The following is a 15,037-nucleotide window of genomic DNA, read 5'->3' on the forward strand; positions in this document are numbered from 1 at the left end:
CCCATGGGCGCGCCCGGGTGACCGGACTTCGCGCGCTGCACCGCGTCCATGGACAGGGCTCGGATGGCATTGGCCAGCTCTCGGCGTGTGGGCATGGGGAATCTCCCTGGGCTGGTACCCGGGCGCGGTCCAGTGGATGCGCCCGGGCGATTGTGGGGCGACGCGCGGCCGGCTGGCCGCAGCGTCTGGTGTAAGAAACCGGCGGGCTGTCCCCAGTCCGCCGGAAGGGGCTTCACGAGGGAAAGAAGCCCGTCACCCGACTCGGTGAGCGCCCGGCTGCTGTGACGGTGCCCGGTGTCGGACCCGGCGCGGGCGTTGACTTTGCAGATGGCGCGCGTGGCGGAACAGCCACTGCTGCGCCATGAAAGATTGTGGGCATGCGGTGGTTTTCATGCCGGTTCTCCTCCTGGCTGTTCGTTATGCCCGGCGGCCCTCTTCGGGGCTTTGCCGGTGGTCTTATCGTTGTCTACGAATCCATGCTGGCAAAAGGTGGCCCGGGATGGAATTCAGGGCTTTTTATGGCTCCCATAAGGCCGCCTTTTGCCGTGCGGGTTCGGGTCAGCCGGTGCGCATCATGGCCACGGCGGTATCGAGCATGCGGTTGGAAAAGCCCCACTCGTTGTCGTACCAGGCGGTGACTTTCACCAGGTTGCCGGTCACCTTGGTGAGGCTGGCATCGTAGGTGCTGGAGGCCGGGTCGTGGTTGAAGTCGATGGAGACCAGCGGGGCGTCGTTGTAGGCCAGGATGCCGCGCAGCGGCCCTTCGGCGGCCTCGCGCACCACCTGGTTGATCTCCTCCACGCTGGTCTCGCGCTGGGCGGTAAAGGTGAGATCGACAATGGAGACGTTCACGGTGGGCACCCGGATGGCGTAGCCGTCCAGTCGGCCGTTCAGTTCCGGCAAGACCAGCCCCACTGCGGCAGCGGCCCCGGTTTTGGTGGGGATCTGGCTCATGGTGGCCGAGCGGGCCCGGCGGATGTCCTTGTGGTGGACGTCGGTGAGGACCTGGTCGTTGGTGTAGGCGTGAATGGTGGTCATCAGCCCGCGGTCCAGGCCGATGGCCCGGTGCAGCGGCAGCACCAGCGGTGCCAGGCAGTTGGTGGTGCAGGAGGCATTGGACACCACGGTGTGCTCGGCTTTCAGGGTGTCGTGGTTGACCCCGTAGACCACGGTGTTGTCCACATCGCCGCCGCCGGGGGCGGAAATGAGCACCTTGCGGGCGCCGGCCTCCAGGTGGGCGGATGCCTTCTCGCGGCTGTTGAACAGGCCGGTGCACTCCATGACCAGGTCCACCCCCAGCTCGCTCCAGGGCAGTCGTGCCGGGTCGCGCTCCGAGAGCACCCGGACCCGGTCGCCGTTGACCACCATGGCGTCACCCTCGACCTGCACCTTGCCGTTGAAACGGCCGTGGACGCTGTCGAAGCGGGTCAGGTGGGCGTTGGTTTCGGCATCACCCAGGTCGTTGATGGCCACCACCTGGATTTCATCGGTGCGGCCCGATTCGTACAGGGCGCGGAGCACGTTGCGCCCGATGCGGCCGTAGCCATTGATCGCTATTTTGATCGCCATTGTGTACTTCCCCCTGGCTTTCTGTTTCCTTATGTCCGTGGCAGCGGGGCTGCCCGGGGTTTATGTCTGGTGAACATGCTGGCAAACAGGACATGGCCCTGGGAATTAAGGGTTCCTGATGAAAGCATAAGCCCTGGCAGGGGTTCGGGCCGGCACAGGCAGCCCGGTGCTGTTGGCCGCCCGTGAAAGCGATAAAAGGAGGCAGGAAAATGGTGACAGCGATTATTCTGATGCAGGTGGACCCGAAGCGGCTAAACGAGCTGGCCGACCAGCTGGCAGGGCTGGAGGGGGTGTCGGAGTGCTATTCGGTGGGCGGCAGCTACGACCTGGTGGCGATCATCCGGGTGGCGCGCAACGAGGACCTCGCCGGCCTGGTGACGGAACGGATTGCCCCGCTGGAGGGGATCGAGCACACCGAGACCCTGCTCGCCTTCAAGGCCCATTCGCGCCACGACCTGGAGAGCATGTTCTCCCTGGGCATGTGAGCGTGGGTCTGGGTCTGGGTCTGGACCTGGGCCGGGATCAGCGGGTCAGGCTGGCGAACAGCGCAGGCAGCTTTTCGGGTAGCCGTTGGGGGTGGTCAAGCACCGTGTAGCCGCGCGGGCCGAACAGGTGCTGCACGTACTGGTCGGCCGCCGGGTCCAGGGTGAGGCAGTGGGCGTGCACCCCACGGGCGTGCAGCGCCTCCACCGCCTTGCGGGTGTCCTGTCGCAGGTACTGCGGGTCGGGGGCGTCGATATCGGAGGGCGCGCCGTCGGAGAGCAGCAGCACCAGCCGGTGGCGCTCCGGGCGCCGGGACAGGTAGTGCCCGGCGTGGCGCAGCGCGGCACCCATGCGGGTGGATAGCCCGGCGCTCAGCCCGGCCACCCGGGCCCGGGCGGCGTCGTCCCAGGGCTGGTCGAAGTCCTTGAAGCGGTGGTAATGGACGTCGTGCCGGGTCTCGGAGGCGAAACCGTGCACGGCGAAGGGGTCGCCGATGCCTTGCGCGGCCCAGGCCAGCAGGGTGGTGGCCTCGCGGGTCAGCTGGATGAGGGGGCGGTCGGCGCCGGGCAGCACGTCGTTGGCCGATTCGGACAGGTCGAGTAACAGCAGCACGGCCAGGTCACGCTCCTGGCGGTGGTAGCGGATGCTGACCCGCTGGTCGGGCGTGTGGCCGGCGCGCAGGTCGATGCGGGCGCGGATGGCGGCATCCAGATCGATCTCGTCACCGTCCTCCTGGCGGCGCTGGCGGACCAGCCCCTGCGGGATCAGGCTGTCGATGACCCTCTGCAGCCTGCGCGCCACCGGGCGGTATTCCGCCATGATCGCCGCCAGGTCGTCCGGGTTGCCCGCGGGCTGGCGCCGCTCCACCAGAGTGACCCAGTCGGGCCGGTGCAGTTGCGCCTGGTAGTCCCACTCCGGGTAGTGGAAGGGCGGGCTGGCGGCCGGGCGCCCCTCCAGTTCGTTCACGCTGACCCCTTCCGGGTCGCCGTCTCGGAAATACTCCGTGTCCAGGATCCATATCTCCTGGGCGTCGTCCCCCGCCAGTTCGCAGTCCAGCTCGTTGACCATCTCGATCAGGCCGGGACGGCGCTGTACCGGGGCGTTGGACCGGGCGGCCTGCAGGGCGGTCTCTGCAGGCTCCGGCTCGGCCCAGAGGAAGCGGTTGTCGTCCCGGTAGACCAGCGGTAGCGCCTCCAGGCGGCTCAGCGGGGGCAGCGGCCCGGCCGACTGCAGGTGGCCGATGAGGTCCAGCCCCAGCTCGGCGGCGAGGGCCGGGCCCGGGTCGCCGGCGCGCACGCCCTGGTGGAAGCGGTGGGCCAGCTCGCTGACCACCGGGTGCTCGTCGCCGTGATCCGGATCGAGCAGCGCCAGGGCCAGGCGCTGGAGCATGGCCAGGGTGGGTTCCTCGCTGCGGGGCGCCGCCTGAAGCAGGTTGCGCCAGAGCGGGAACAGGCCGGGGAAGGCGGCGGTGGCCAGTGCCTCCACCCGGGCATCTTCCACCAGGCCGACCAGGTAGCGTTGGGCGGGGCTCAGGGCCTCCGCGGGCATGGGCGGCCCGTCGCCAAAGGCGATGTGGGCGGCGGCATGCGCGCACTGGGCGCGGTAGACGTTGAGGCCGCTCACGGGGCCGGCGTCATCCAGGGCGTCGGGCAGGTGCAGGGCGCCCTGGGCGATGAAGGGGCGGGCCTCCGGGCTGCCGGGTTCGGCCGCGTTGGGGCGCAGCAGGAAGGCGCGGCCCCAGAGTGCCCGCAGGTAGAAGCCGAGCCGCCGTTGCACGTCCACGAACAGCACGCCGCGCCGCTCCTGTTGCAGGATTTGCTGGCTGTCCGGCGATGCCAGCGCGAAGTAGGCGGTCAGCCGTTCGTAGTCGCGGGCGTAGGCCTGGATGCCCCACTGGGCCCAGCGGCGCAGGCCGCTGAGGGTGAGCACCGAGAGCAGCTCGTCCAGGTGGGTGAACAGCGGCCGCAGGGCGCGGGGTGCGCGGCCGGAGAGCTGGTGGACGAGGGCGAGGTACTGGCGTAGCAGTTCGGCATCGCCCAGGCGGCGGGCGGCGGTAGGCAGGCTGTCGAACAGCAGGCCGACCACCTGGCCGCTGACCATGGAGGCGAGCTTGAGTGCGGCGCTGGCGGTGTCGGGGATGATGGCCTCGCCGGCCTCACGGGCGACGGGGGGCATGGCTTCCAGCCAGGTGACGACCAGTTCGTGGCCGCGGCCCAGGCGGTGCAGCGCGAGCGCCGCCTCCAGGTACCGGACCTGGCTGTCGCTGGACATCACCCGGCTGGCATCCGCGAGGCAGGCGTCCAGGACGTCGGCCACCTCGTGGTGCGTGCCGCGCAATTCATCCGCCAGCGTGTGGATTTCACTCGTCATGACTCGCTCCTCGTCGCCGCCTGTGCCCCCGCGCCCGCATCAGTCCGGGAAGTGCGTGTCCACCGCCGCTTCGAGCGTGTCGCGCAGGTCCGGGTCGTCGGTGATGGGGTGAACCAGGGCCATGCGGCAGGCCGCACCGGGGGCGATGCCGCGGGCGATGAGCTGTCCGGCGTAGACCAGCAGGCGGGTGGAGATGCCCTCGTCCAGGCCGTGGCCCTTGAGGTTGCGCCCCCGCTGGCCTACCTGCACCAGCCGCTCCGCCGTGGTGGTGTCCACCCCGGCCTCGTGCATCAGGATCTCTGCCTCTGCCTCCGCCTCGGGAAAGTCGAAGTGCAGCGCCCCGAAGCGCTGTTTGGTGGAGGGTTTCAGATCCTTCATCAGGTTCTGGTAACCGGGGTTGTAGGAGATCACCAGGTGGAAGCCGGGATGGGCCTCCACCAGTTCGCCCTTTTTCTCCAGTGGCAGCACCCGCCGATGATCGGTGAGCGGGTGGATCACTACCGTGGTGTCCTGGCGCGCCTCCACCACCTCGTCGAGGTAACAGATCGCCCCGATGCGGGCGGCGAGGGTCAACGGGCCGTCCTGCCAGCGGGTGCCCTCGGCATCCAGCAGGTAGCGGCCGACCAGGTCGGCGGCGGTCATGTCCTCGTTGCAGGCCACCGTGATCAGCGGGCGCTGCAGTCGCCAGGCCATCCAGGAGACGAAGCGGGATTTGCCGCAGCCGGTGGGGCCCTTGAGCATCACCGGCATGCGTGCGGCGTGCGCGGCCTCAAAGAGTTCGGTCTCGTTGCCCACCGGACGGTAATAGGGTTCCTGGGCGATGGTGTATTGCTCGGTGTCGATCATGGTGCTTCACCCTGCCGGGTTGTCCGTATGACAGCGCCAACCCGGCGGCCGGCCCGCCCTGCAACGCGGGGCAGGGGAGCCCACACCGCCCCCGTGGGGCGGCGTGACCGGATTGGTTGGTAACGCCCCCGCGGAGGTCAGCGCGGCGTGGCGCGGTAGACGGTCATGGCCGCCCCCTGGCTCTGGGCGTAGTTGTCGTAACCGATCAGCCGGACGTGATGCTCCGGGTGGGCGCGGTGGCAGGCCTCGGCCTCGGCCAGCACCCGCTCCACGTCGGTCTCGCCGAACATCGGCAGCTTCCACATGTACCAGTAGTACATGTGCGCGTTCTCCGGCTCGCTATGCTCGATGGCCGGGTTCCAGCCCTTGCTGATGATGTACTCCACCTGCCGCCGGACCTCGTCATCGGTCATTGGTGGCAGGTAACTGAATGTCCCCAGCTTGCGGCTGGCCGGATCGGAAAGGCTGGACGGGTAGTCTTGCACCTGGCTCATGGGGGTCTCCTCCAGATTCGGTCTTTATGGCTTTGATGTGCTGTGCTGACTTAGCGGTGGGCCGTGTCCAGCTTGTCCACCGTCTCGAACTCGAACTTGATCTCTTTCCAGGTCTCCATCGCAATCTTCAGCTCCGGGCTGTGCTGCGCGGCGGCGACCAGGATGTCCTTGCCCTCGCGCTCCAGGCTGCGGCCCTCGTTGCGGGCCTTGACGCAGGCCTCCAGCGCCACCCGGTTGGCCGCGGCGCCGGCGGCGTTGCCCCAGGGGTGGCCCAGCGTGCCGCCCCCGAACTGCAGGACGGCGTCGTCGCCGAAGATCGAGACCAGGGCCGGCATGTGCCAGACGTGGATGCCGCCGGAGGCCACCGCGAAGACCCCGGGCATGGCGCCCCAGTCCTGATCGAAGAAGATGCCGCGGGCGCGGTCCTCGGGGATGAAACGGTCGCGTAGCAGGTCGATCCAGCCCTCGGTGGCCGCGCGGTCGCCCTCCAGCTTGCCCACCACGGTGCCGGTGTGCAGGTGGTCGCCACCGGACAGGCGCAGCGCCTTGGCCAGCACGCGGAAGTGGATGCCGTGGCGCGGGTTGCGGTCCATCACCGCGTGCATGGCGCGGTGGATGTGCAGCAGCATCCCGTTCTTGCGGCACCAGCGGGCCAGGCCGGTGTTGGCGCAGAAGCCGCCGGTCAGGTAGTCGTGCATGATGATCGGCGCGCCGATCTCCTTGGCGAACTCCGCCCGCTCGTACATCTCCTCGGGGGAGGGGGCGGTGACGTTCAGGTAGTGGCCCTTGCGCTCGCCGGTCTCCTGCTGGGCCTTCTCGGTGGCCTCCTGCACGAAGAGGAAGCGGTCGCGCCAGCGCATGAAGGGCTGCGAGTTGACGTTCTCGTCGTCCTTGGTGAAGTCCAACCCGCCGCGCAGGCACTCGTAGACGGCGCGGCCGTAGTTCTTGGCGGACAGCCCCAGCTTGGGCTTGATGGTGCAGCCAAGCAGCGGCCGGCCATACTTGTCCATCTTGTCGCGCTCCACATGGATGCCGTGGGGCGGGCCGTTGCAGGTCATGACGTAGGCCAGCGGCACGCGCACATCCTCCAGGCGCAGGCTGCGCACGGCCTTGAAGCCGAAGACGTTCCCCACCAGCGAGGTGAAGACGTTGACTACCGAGCCCTCCTCGAACAGGTCCATGGGGTAGGCGATGAAGGCGTAGAAGGCCTCGTCGTCGCCAGGGACGTCCTCAATGCGGTAGGCACGGCCCTTGTAGTACTCCAGGTCGGTCAGCAGGTCGGTCCAGACGGTGGTCCAGGTGCCGGTGGAGGATTCGGCAGCCACGGCCGCGGCTGCCTCCTCGCGGGGGACGCCCGGTTGTGGGACCACCTTGAAGCAGGCCAGGAAATCGCTGTCCTTGATCGCGTAATCGGGCTCCCAGTAAGTCTCGCGATAATCCTTCACACCTGCGGAATAGGTTTTGCTCGACATCGCCGGTTCTCCTCCAGTTATTCTCTATTTCGGGGTTGGCCGATTCCGTGGCCGTTGCTTCTTTGGCAGCTTACCGGCGGTGAACCAAAAGAAAACTCAATCCTTCTGATTGAGGGCATAAGTAAAGTCTTATAAATTGATCGCCATGAACGTCACACTTCGACAGCTGCGCGTCTTTGAATCGGTGGCCCGCCACCTGAGCTTCACCCGGGCCAGCGAGGAGCTTTTCCTGACCCAGCCCGCTGTCTCCATGCAGATCAAACAGCTGGAGGGGCAGGTGGGGCTGCCGCTGTTCGAGCAGCTGGGCAAGCGCATCTACCTCACCGAGGCCGGGCGGGAGCTGGTGGGCTACGCGCGCCGGATCATGCGCGAGCTGCGCGAGGCGCAGCTGGTGATGGAGGAGTTGCAGGGGCTGAACCGGGGACGCCTGGGCGTGGCCGTGGCTACCACCGCCAACTACTTCGCCACCCACCTGCTGGCCGCCTTCTCCCGACGCAATCCGGGGGTGAGCTTCAGCCTGGACGTGACCAACCGCGAGGGCCTGCTCCGGCTGCTTATGGAAAACGAGCGGGACGTGGTGATCATGGGCCAGCCGCCGGAGGGCCAGGAGCTGGTGGCCGACGCCTTCATGGCCAACCCGCTGGTGGTCATTGCCAGCCCCGACCACCCGCTGACCCGGGAGCGCGACATCCCCCCGGAGCGGCTGCAAAACGAGCTGTTCGTGGTCCGCGAGCGGGGCTCCGGCACCCGCGTGGCCATGGAGCGCTTCTTTGCCCGCAAAGGGGTGCAGTTGCAGTCCGAGATGGAGATGAGCAGTAACGAGGCGCTGAAGCAGGCGGTGCAGGCCGGGCTGGGCCTGGGGCTGGTCTCCCAGCACACCCTGGCCATGGAGCTCAGCCTGGGGTGTCTGGCCATCCTGGACGTGCAGGGCTTTCCCATCCAGCGCCAGTGGTACGTGGTGCACCGGGCCGGCAAGCGGCTCTCGCCGGTGGCGGCGGAGTTCCGCCGCTTCGTGCTGGAGGAGGCGGAGGCGCACTGGCAGCTGCCCGCACCCCAGGACGCCCCCGACACCTGATAGCCCGCCTGATCCCGCCCCCGGTTGCTGGCGCGCGGTCATCGCGTTGCCCGGACCGGGCGGGTTACCTAGGGCAGATTGTCGCGGCCAGTGGTCTTGGGGTTTGCCCCTGACGGCTGCGCCGGGGCGCCCGGTGCCGGGGCCTGGCGCCGTTCAACCCCGCGTAGGCCGCGCTTTTCCCGCTCCCCTTTATCGTTATGATAACCAATCCTTAATTGAACCCCTGCGCGCTGCCGTCTCCATAATCGGGCTATCGATTCCGGCGGCGCGCCAGCCGATGCGACCCGGAAGTACGAGGAGAAGACCATGACCGATTACAAGATTGCACCGTCTATTCTTTCCGCCGATTTCGCCCGTCTGGGCGAGGAGGTGGATGCCGTGCTCGCCGCCGGTGCGGACATGGTGCACTTCGACGTCATGGATAATCATTACGTCCCCAACCTCACCATCGGCCCCCTGGTCTGCGAGGCCCTGCGCAAGCACGGGGTGACCGCGCCCATCGACGTGCACCTGATGGTCAAGCCGGTGGACCGGATCATCCCGGACTTCGCCGAGGCGGGGGCCGACTACATCACCTTCCACCCGGAGGCCAGTGAGCACATCGACCGTAGCCTGCAGCTGGTGCGTGACTGCGGCTGCAAGGCGGGCCTGGTGTTCAATCCGGCCACGCCGCTGGATGTGCTCCGCTACGTGATGGACAAGATCGACATGGTGTTGCTGATGTCGGTGAACCCCGGTTTCGGCGGGCAGAAGTTCATCCCCGGCACGCTGGACAAGCTGCGCGAGGCCCGTGCCCTGATCGACGCCTCGGGCCGGGCTATCCGCCTGGAGGTGGACGGTGGCGTGAAGACGGACAACATCCGGGCGGTGGCCGAGGCCGGGGCCGACACCTTTGTCGCCGGGTCCGCCATCTTCGGAACAGACGATTACCAGAAAACCATAGAAAACATGCGGGCGGAACTGGCCCGGGCACAGCGTCCCGGGACCACTGCCTCATGAAACCAGACCGCGCGTGATCGACCCGTAGAGGTGGGCGCCGCGGCCGCAGGAGGAGTCAAGCATGTCCAGGAAATACCCCATCATTGCCGTGACCGGGTCCTCGGGCGCCGGGACCAGTACCGTCAAGGATGCCTTCGAGCACATCTTTCACCGCGAGCATGTCAGCCCGTGCGTCATCGAGGGTGACAGCCTGCACCGCTTCAACCGGCAGGAGATGAAGGAGGCCATCGTCCAGGCCAACCGGGAGGGCCGTAACCTCAGTCACTTCGGCCCGGAGGCCAACCTGTTCGAAAAGCTGGAACAGACCTTCCGCGAGTACTCCGAGACCGGCAGCTGCGAGCGGCGCTACTATGTGCACAACGAGGAGGAGTCGGTGCTGCACGGGGTGCGGCCCGGGGAGTTCACGCCGTGGGAGCGGGTGGAGCCGGGGACCGACGTGCTTTTCTACGAGGGCCTGCACGGCGGCGTGGTCACGGAGGATGTGGACGTGGCCCGCTGGGTGGACCTGCTGATCGGCGTGGTGCCCATCGTCAACCTGGAGTGGATCCAGAAGATCCACCGGGATGAGGCCGAGCGGGGTTATACCGCCGAGAAGACGGTGGACACCATCCTGCGCCGCATGCCGGACTACGTCACCTGCCTGACACCGCAGTTCTCGCGCACGGACATCAACTTCCAGCGGGTGCCGCTGGTGGACACCTCCAACCCCTTCATTGCGCGCGATATCCCCACGCTGGATGAGAGCTTCGTGGTGATCCGCTTCCGCAAACCGGAGAAGTTCGGCATCGACTTCCCCTATTTGCTGAACATGATCAACGATTCGTTCATGGCCCGGCGCAACACCATCGTGGTGCCCGGCGGCAAGATGGGTTTCGCCATGGAGCTGATCCTGACGCCCATCATCCACGAGCTGGTGGAGCGGCGCACCCGGCTGACCTGAGGCCGGGCCCGGGCCGGCGCCCTGCTCAGTCGGCCCGGACCTCGCCCAGGAAGCGGGCGAAGGTCTCGCACAGCCAGGGCAGGGTCTCGTTGAGGTCGTGACCGGCGTCCAGCACGTGGAGTCTGGCCCGGTGCGCCCGCGCCAGGCGGATGCCGTTGTCCACGGGGACGATGGCGTCGTTCCAGCCGTGCACCACGGTCATCCGCCGCGCCCGGCAGCGGGGCTCGGCCGGGTAGCCGGGCATGTAGAGCGCCGGGGCCAGCAGGAACAGCCCGTCCACGGCGACCCGCTCCGCGGCGACCGCGGAGACATACCCCCCCATGCTGGAGCCCACCAGCACCAACGGCCGGCGCCGCTGCTCCGGTGCCAGAGCGAGCAGCTGGCGCACCCGCTCATCCGGGTCGAAGGTGTGGCTGTAGTCCGGGCTTTCCACCTGGAAGCCGGCCTCCCGGGCCACGTCGGCCAGGGCGCTGATCTTGCGGCCCCAGGGGCCGGACTCCTTGCCGTGGGCGAAGAATACGGTGGACATCGGTTGTTAGGCCTATCGGTTGGTCAGTCTCAGTTCGATGCGGCGGTTGCGCGCCCACGCCTCCGGCGTGTCGCGGTCGTCCACCGGCTGGTACTCGGCGAAGCCGGCGGCGGCCAGGCGTTCCGGCGGAATCCCCTGATCCATCAGGTAGCGGACGATGGTCTGGGCGCGGGCGCTGGACAGCTCCCAGTTGGAGGGGAACTCGGCGGTCCGGATGGGGCGGCGGTCGGTGTGGCCTTCCACCTGCAACACCCAGTCCAGGTCCTCGGGGATGCGCTGGCGCAGCTCATCCAGGGTGGTGGCCAGACCGGCCAGCTGTTCGCGACCCTCATCACCCAGGTCCGCCGACGCGGTATCGAACAGCAGCTCGGACTGGAAGAGGAAGCGATCACCCTCGATGCGGATGTCCGGATGGTCGCCCAGGACCTCGCGCAGGCGCCCGAAGAACTCGGAGCGGTACTGCGAGAGCTCCTGAACCCGCTCGGCCAGGGCCAGGTTGAGCCGTTCGCCCAGGTCGCGGATTTCGGCCCGCTGGGCGGCCGCCGTGGCCTCGCTGAGGTCCAGGGCCTCGGACAGGGCGGAGAGCTGCTCGCGCAGGGCGATGATCTGCAGGTGTAGCCGGTCGATGCGGGCGGCCTGGTCGTCGGTCAGTGCCCGTTCCCGCTCCAGGTCCTCCTCCCGATCGGTCAATGCGTCACGTAGCTCGCTGCGCTCCGCCTCCAGCTCCCCTTCGCGCGCCTCCAGGCCGGCAAGCCGCGACTCCAGCTCACCGCGCCGGGTCTCCGCCTCGGCCAGGGTCTCCTCCTGGTCGGCCAGGCTGTCCTCCAGCGCCGCGCGCTGCGACTCCAGCGTGCTGACACGGGCGCGGGCCTCGTCCCGCTGGGCCAGGGTGGCCACCAACCGGGTCTCCAGTTCGGCCAACTGTGTCTCGGTGGCCGCCCGCTCCTCGCGCTCCATGGCGATGATCTCGGTGAGGGCGTCGATGTCCGCCTCCAGGCGCTCCAGCGCGGCCTCCCGGCCGGAGAGGGCGTCGCTGAGGAAGTACTGTGCCACCATGAACAGCGACAGTACGAAGACGAACAGCAGCAGCAGGGTGGCCAGGGCGTCCACGTAGCCTGGCCAGATGTTCAGCCCACGGCGCCGGCGGCGACTGTCCTCAAGCATCGCGGCCTCCGCTCCCGCGGCCCCCGGCCAGGGTGCGGGCCAGCAGCCGGATCTCGCTGCGCAGCTCGTCGGTGAGCTGAGCGCGGTGGGTGGGCATGTCCTCCAGCAGGCGCATCAGGCAGGCGTCCATGTTGCGCAGGTGCTGCAGGGTGGCCTCGTCGGCGTGGCCGTGGTGCTGGCCCTCGGCGCGCTGCATGGTGCGTTGCAGCTTGTCCAGGCTGTCGGCAGTCTGCTCCAGCAGCGCCTCGATGTAGGCGGGCACCGCCTGCTCCCCGTCGGCCACCGCGCCGCTGGTGCTCACGTAGCCGGACAGCCACTCCTCCAACTCGTTGTAGAAGCGGTTCTGGGCGTGCCCGGTCTGCAGGTCGATGAAGCCCAGGACCAGCGCCCCGCCCAGGCCGAAGAGCGAGGAGCTGAAGGCCGTGCCCATGCCGGCGAGCGGCTCCTGCAGCCCGTCGCGCAGGGCGGCGAACAGCGCCGTGGCCTCCTGGCCCTCGGGGGACAGGCCCGCCAGCACCGAGCCGATGGCGCGCAGGGTGTCCAGCAACCCCCAGAAGGTGCCGAGCAGGCCGAGAAAGATGAGCAGACCGATGAAATAGCGCGACAGGTCGCGGCTGTCATCCAGCCGGCCGCGTACCCCGTCCAGCAGGGTGCGGGCGGCCAGGGTGGACAGCCGCGGGCGTTCGCCCCGCCGGTGCATGCTGTGGCGCAGGGCCTGCAGGGGACTGGACCGGGCGCCCGGGCCCTGGGGCGTGTAGCCTTGGCCCACGGCATCCACCCAGCGCGCCTCCGGGGCCAAAACCAGCACCTGGCGGACGTTGATGGCGAGCCCCACCAGCAGGGCCATCAGGATCATCCCGTTGAACACCGGATTGGCGAGCAGCGCGTCGAGCAGCGGCTCCCAGAGCAGGGCGCAGACGGCGACCACCGCTGCGACAAACAGGGCCATCCAGTTGAGTACGCGGGTGGGAGGGGTCATCAGCCGAGCTCCTGGTTTGCTGTGCTGTCTCAACCTAGCGACATTTTCGGTGGTGTGAAAGTGCCCTGGCGCACGGTTTGGGCCGCGACTTCAGGGCCGCGGCCGCTTTGTGGGAGAATAGCCACAGGATATGAACAGGAGTTGACCCGTGAGCAAGTTGCCACCGGAACCCAAGCTGCCGCCCCAGCCCGAGAAGCCCGATCCCTCCGAGTGCTGCGGGAGCGGTTGCATACCGTGCGTCATGGACCTCTACGAGGAAAAGCTGGCCGAGTGGGGCGAGACCGTCGCCTACCTCAAGGCCGAGCACGAGCGGGCGGTGCGCAAGGCCCGCGAGGCCGAGGGGGCGGAGCAATGAGCCATTACCCCCGGACCCGCATGCGCCGGCTGCGCGCCGATGCCTTCTCCCGCCGCCTGGTGCGGGAGACCCGCCTGAGCGTGGACCAGCTGATCCTGCCGCTGTTCGTGCTGGAGGGCGAGGGCCGGCGCGAGGCGGTGGACTCCATGCCCGGCGTGGAGCGCCGTTCCATCGACCTGACCCTGGACTACCTGGAGGAGGTCGTCGCGCTGGGGATCCCCGCCGTGGCCCTGTTCCCGGTCATCGCCCCCGACCACAAGAGCGAGGACGCCCGCGAGGCGGCCAACCCGGTGGGGCTGGCCCAGCGCGCGGTGCGGGCCATCAAGGAGCAGTTCCCCGAGCTGGGCGTGATCACCGACGTGGCCCTGGACCCCTACACCAGCCACGGCCAGGACGGGCTGATCGACGACGCCGGCTACGTGCTCAACGACGAGACCGTGGAGGTGCTGGTCCGCCAGGCGCTGAGCCACGCCGATGCCGGCGCCGACGTGGTGGCGCCGTCGGACATGATGGACGGGCGCATCGGCGCCATCCGCGACGCCCTGGAGGCCCACGAGCACCGGAACGTGCGCATCCTGTCCTACGCGGCGAAGTACGCCTCCAGCTTCTACGGGCCCTTTCGCGATGCCGTGGGCTCGGCCTCGGCCCTGAAGGGGGCGGGCAAGCAGACCTACCAGATGGACCCGGCCAACAGCGACGAGGCCCTGCACGAGGTGGCCCTGGACCTGGAGGAAGGGGCCGACATGGTGATGATCAAGCCGGGGCTGCCCTACCTGGACATCATCCGCCGGGTGCGGGACGAGTTCGGGGTGCCTACACTCGCCTATCAGGTGAGCGGTGAGTACGCCATGCTCAAGGCGGCGGCACAGAACGGCTGGCTGGACGAGCGCGCCTGCGTGCTGGAAGCGCTGACCAGCCTGGTGCGGGCCGGCGCGCACGGCATCCTCACCTACCACGCCGAGGCCGCCGCGCGCTGGCTGCAGGAGGCCGACTGAACTGCCTCAATGGGGCGCCGATTTCATTAACAGCGCCGATATCCTGTTGTAACATTCAGGGCCCGGCAGACACCCGGTACCCGGGCTCATGAAAAGCTACTTCTCATCGATCTTCGGGCGCTCGCCCGTCAGCCCCCTGCAGCAGCACATGGCCAAGGTACTGGCTTGTGCCGAGGCGCTGCTGCCGCTGTTCAAGGCGGTCTCCGAGGGTGACTACAACGCCGTGGCTACCGCCCAGCAGCGGGTCTCCGATATCGAACGGGAGGCGGATGCGCTGAAGAAGGAGCTGCGCGACAAGCTGCCCCACAGCATGTTCATGCCCTTCGACCGGGCCGACTTCCTGGAACTGCTGCGCGCCCAGGATCGCATCGCCAACAAGTCCAAGGACATCGCCGGCCTGGTGCTGGGCCGCAAGATGCAGCTGCCGGAGCCGCTGGTTGATCCCTTCATGGACTACCTGAACCGTGCCATCGATGCCTCCCGCCAGGCGAAGAACACCGTTGACCAGCTGGACGAGCTGGTGGAGACGGGCTTCCGGGGCGCCGAGGTGGAGGTGGTGCAGGAGATGCTCGACAAGCTGGATGCCATTGAACACGACACCGACCGCATGCAGGTGCAGCTGCGCAGCCTGCTGCAGAAGCTGGAGCCGCGCATTCCGCCGGTGGACGTGATGTTCCTCTATCAGCTTATCGAGCGCGTTGGGTCGCTGGCCGACCGGGCCCAGCAGACCGGCAGCCGCCTGCAGATCCTGATGGCCCGTTAAGGAG

16 protein-coding genes are annotated in these 15,037 nt (G+C 68.2%); 7 read left to right on the plus strand and 9 right to left on the minus strand.

Annotated elements, in window-relative coordinates; all coding sequences use genetic code 11:
- The coding region (locus tag DFR31_RS14125; RefSeq protein WP_425452565.1) for a hypothetical protein at nt 1-236 on the minus strand (236 nt) is incomplete at its 3' end.
- Between the two features lie 322 nt (nt 237-558).
- Nucleotides 559-1,569, minus strand: a complete 1,011-nt coding sequence (gene gap, locus DFR31_RS11265; protein WP_121442795.1) for a type I glyceraldehyde-3-phosphate dehydrogenase — start codon at nt 1,567-1,569, stop codon at nt 559-561.
- Nucleotides 1,570-1,778: 209 nt separating this feature from the next.
- Between gap and DFR31_RS11270 the strand changes: the two genes are divergently transcribed.
- Nucleotides 1,779-2,054: an Lrp/AsnC family transcriptional regulator gene (locus DFR31_RS11270; RefSeq protein WP_121442796.1), complete on the plus strand. Its 276-nt coding sequence runs from the start codon at nt 1,779-1,781 to the stop codon at nt 2,052-2,054.
- Nucleotides 2,055-2,091: 37 nt separating this feature from the next.
- On the opposite strand, the gene DFR31_RS11275 is transcribed toward DFR31_RS11270, so the two are convergent.
- The 4 genes from DFR31_RS11275 to DFR31_RS11290 all read right to left on the minus strand — a co-directional run bounded on the left by DFR31_RS11275 (nt 2,092) and on the right by DFR31_RS11290 (nt 7,234).
- Complete coding sequence (locus DFR31_RS11275) at nt 2,092-4,422, minus strand: nitric oxide reductase activation protein NorD (protein ID WP_121442797.1); 2,331 nt, start codon at nt 4,420-4,422, stop codon at nt 2,092-2,094.
- 39 nt (nt 4,423-4,461) lie between these two features.
- Nucleotides 4,462-5,268 (minus strand): CbbQ/NirQ/NorQ/GpvN family protein, encoded by an 807-nt coding sequence (locus DFR31_RS11280; protein WP_121442798.1) that lies wholly within the window; start codon nt 5,266-5,268, stop codon nt 4,462-4,464.
- Nucleotides 5,269-5,405: 137 nt separating this feature from the next.
- Nucleotides 5,406-5,762: a ribulose bisphosphate carboxylase small subunit gene (locus DFR31_RS11285; protein ID WP_121442799.1), complete on the minus strand. Its 357-nt coding sequence runs from the start codon at nt 5,760-5,762 to the stop codon at nt 5,406-5,408.
- Between the two features lie 50 nt (nt 5,763-5,812).
- Nucleotides 5,813-7,234, minus strand: a complete 1,422-nt coding sequence (locus DFR31_RS11290) for a form I ribulose bisphosphate carboxylase large subunit (protein WP_121442800.1) — start codon at nt 7,232-7,234, stop codon at nt 5,813-5,815.
- Between the two features lie 145 nt (nt 7,235-7,379).
- On the opposite strand from DFR31_RS11290, the gene DFR31_RS11295 reads away from it, so the two are divergent.
- The 3 genes from DFR31_RS11295 to DFR31_RS11305 all read left to right on the plus strand — a co-directional run bounded on the left by DFR31_RS11295 (nt 7,380) and on the right by DFR31_RS11305 (nt 10,248).
- A complete protein-coding gene (locus DFR31_RS11295; protein ID WP_121442801.1) occupies nt 7,380-8,309 on the plus strand; it encodes a LysR family transcriptional regulator in 930 nt (309 codons plus the stop codon).
- Nucleotides 8,310-8,615: 306 nt separating this feature from the next.
- A complete protein-coding gene (gene rpe, locus DFR31_RS11300; RefSeq protein WP_121442802.1) occupies nt 8,616-9,308 on the plus strand; it encodes a ribulose-phosphate 3-epimerase in 693 nt (230 codons plus the stop codon).
- Nucleotides 9,309-9,369: 61 nt separating this feature from the next.
- Nucleotides 9,370-10,248 (plus strand): phosphoribulokinase, encoded by an 879-nt coding sequence (locus DFR31_RS11305; RefSeq protein ID WP_121442803.1) that lies wholly within the window; start codon nt 9,370-9,372, stop codon nt 10,246-10,248.
- A gap of 25 nt (nt 10,249-10,273) precedes the next feature.
- On the opposite strand, the gene DFR31_RS11310 is transcribed toward DFR31_RS11305, so the two are convergent.
- The 3 genes from DFR31_RS11310 to DFR31_RS11320 are packed head-to-tail and all read right to left on the minus strand — an operon-like array spanning nt 10,274 to nt 12,920.
- A complete protein-coding gene (locus DFR31_RS11310) occupies nt 10,274-10,777 on the minus strand; it encodes an alpha/beta fold hydrolase (protein WP_121442804.1) in 504 nt (167 codons plus the stop codon).
- A gap of 12 nt (nt 10,778-10,789) precedes the next feature.
- Nucleotides 10,790-11,941 (minus strand): peptidoglycan -binding protein, encoded by a 1,152-nt coding sequence (locus DFR31_RS11315; RefSeq protein ID WP_121442805.1) that lies wholly within the window; start codon nt 11,939-11,941, stop codon nt 10,790-10,792.
- Nucleotides 11,934-12,920 (minus strand): flagellar motor protein MotA, encoded by a 987-nt coding sequence (locus DFR31_RS11320; protein WP_121442806.1) that lies wholly within the window; start codon nt 12,918-12,920, stop codon nt 11,934-11,936. Before DFR31_RS11320 ends, DFR31_RS11315 begins: the two co-directional genes overlap by 8 nt.
- A gap of 148 nt (nt 12,921-13,068) precedes the next feature.
- Between DFR31_RS11320 and DFR31_RS11325 the strand changes: the two genes are divergently transcribed.
- The 3 genes from DFR31_RS11325 to DFR31_RS11335 all read left to right on the plus strand — a co-directional run bounded on the left by DFR31_RS11325 (nt 13,069) and on the right by DFR31_RS11335 (nt 15,033).
- Entirely contained in the window at nt 13,069-13,275 is a 207-nt protein-coding gene (locus DFR31_RS11325) for an oxidoreductase-like domain-containing protein (protein WP_121442807.1), read from the plus strand.
- Nucleotides 13,272-14,270 (plus strand): porphobilinogen synthase, encoded by a 999-nt coding sequence (gene hemB / locus DFR31_RS11330; protein WP_121442808.1) that lies wholly within the window; start codon nt 13,272-13,274, stop codon nt 14,268-14,270. Before DFR31_RS11325 ends, hemB begins: the two co-directional genes overlap by 4 nt.
- Before the next feature lie 88 nt (nt 14,271-14,358).
- A complete protein-coding gene (locus DFR31_RS11335; RefSeq protein ID WP_121442809.1) occupies nt 14,359-15,033 on the plus strand; it encodes a TIGR00153 family protein in 675 nt (224 codons plus the stop codon).
- Nucleotides 15,034-15,037 lie beyond the last annotated feature (4 nt).

Origin of the sequence: Alkalispirillum mobile (assembly GCF_003664325.1) — a bacterium.
GTDB classification, from domain to species: Bacteria; Pseudomonadota; Gammaproteobacteria; order Nitrococcales; family Halorhodospiraceae; genus Alkalilimnicola; species Alkalilimnicola mobilis.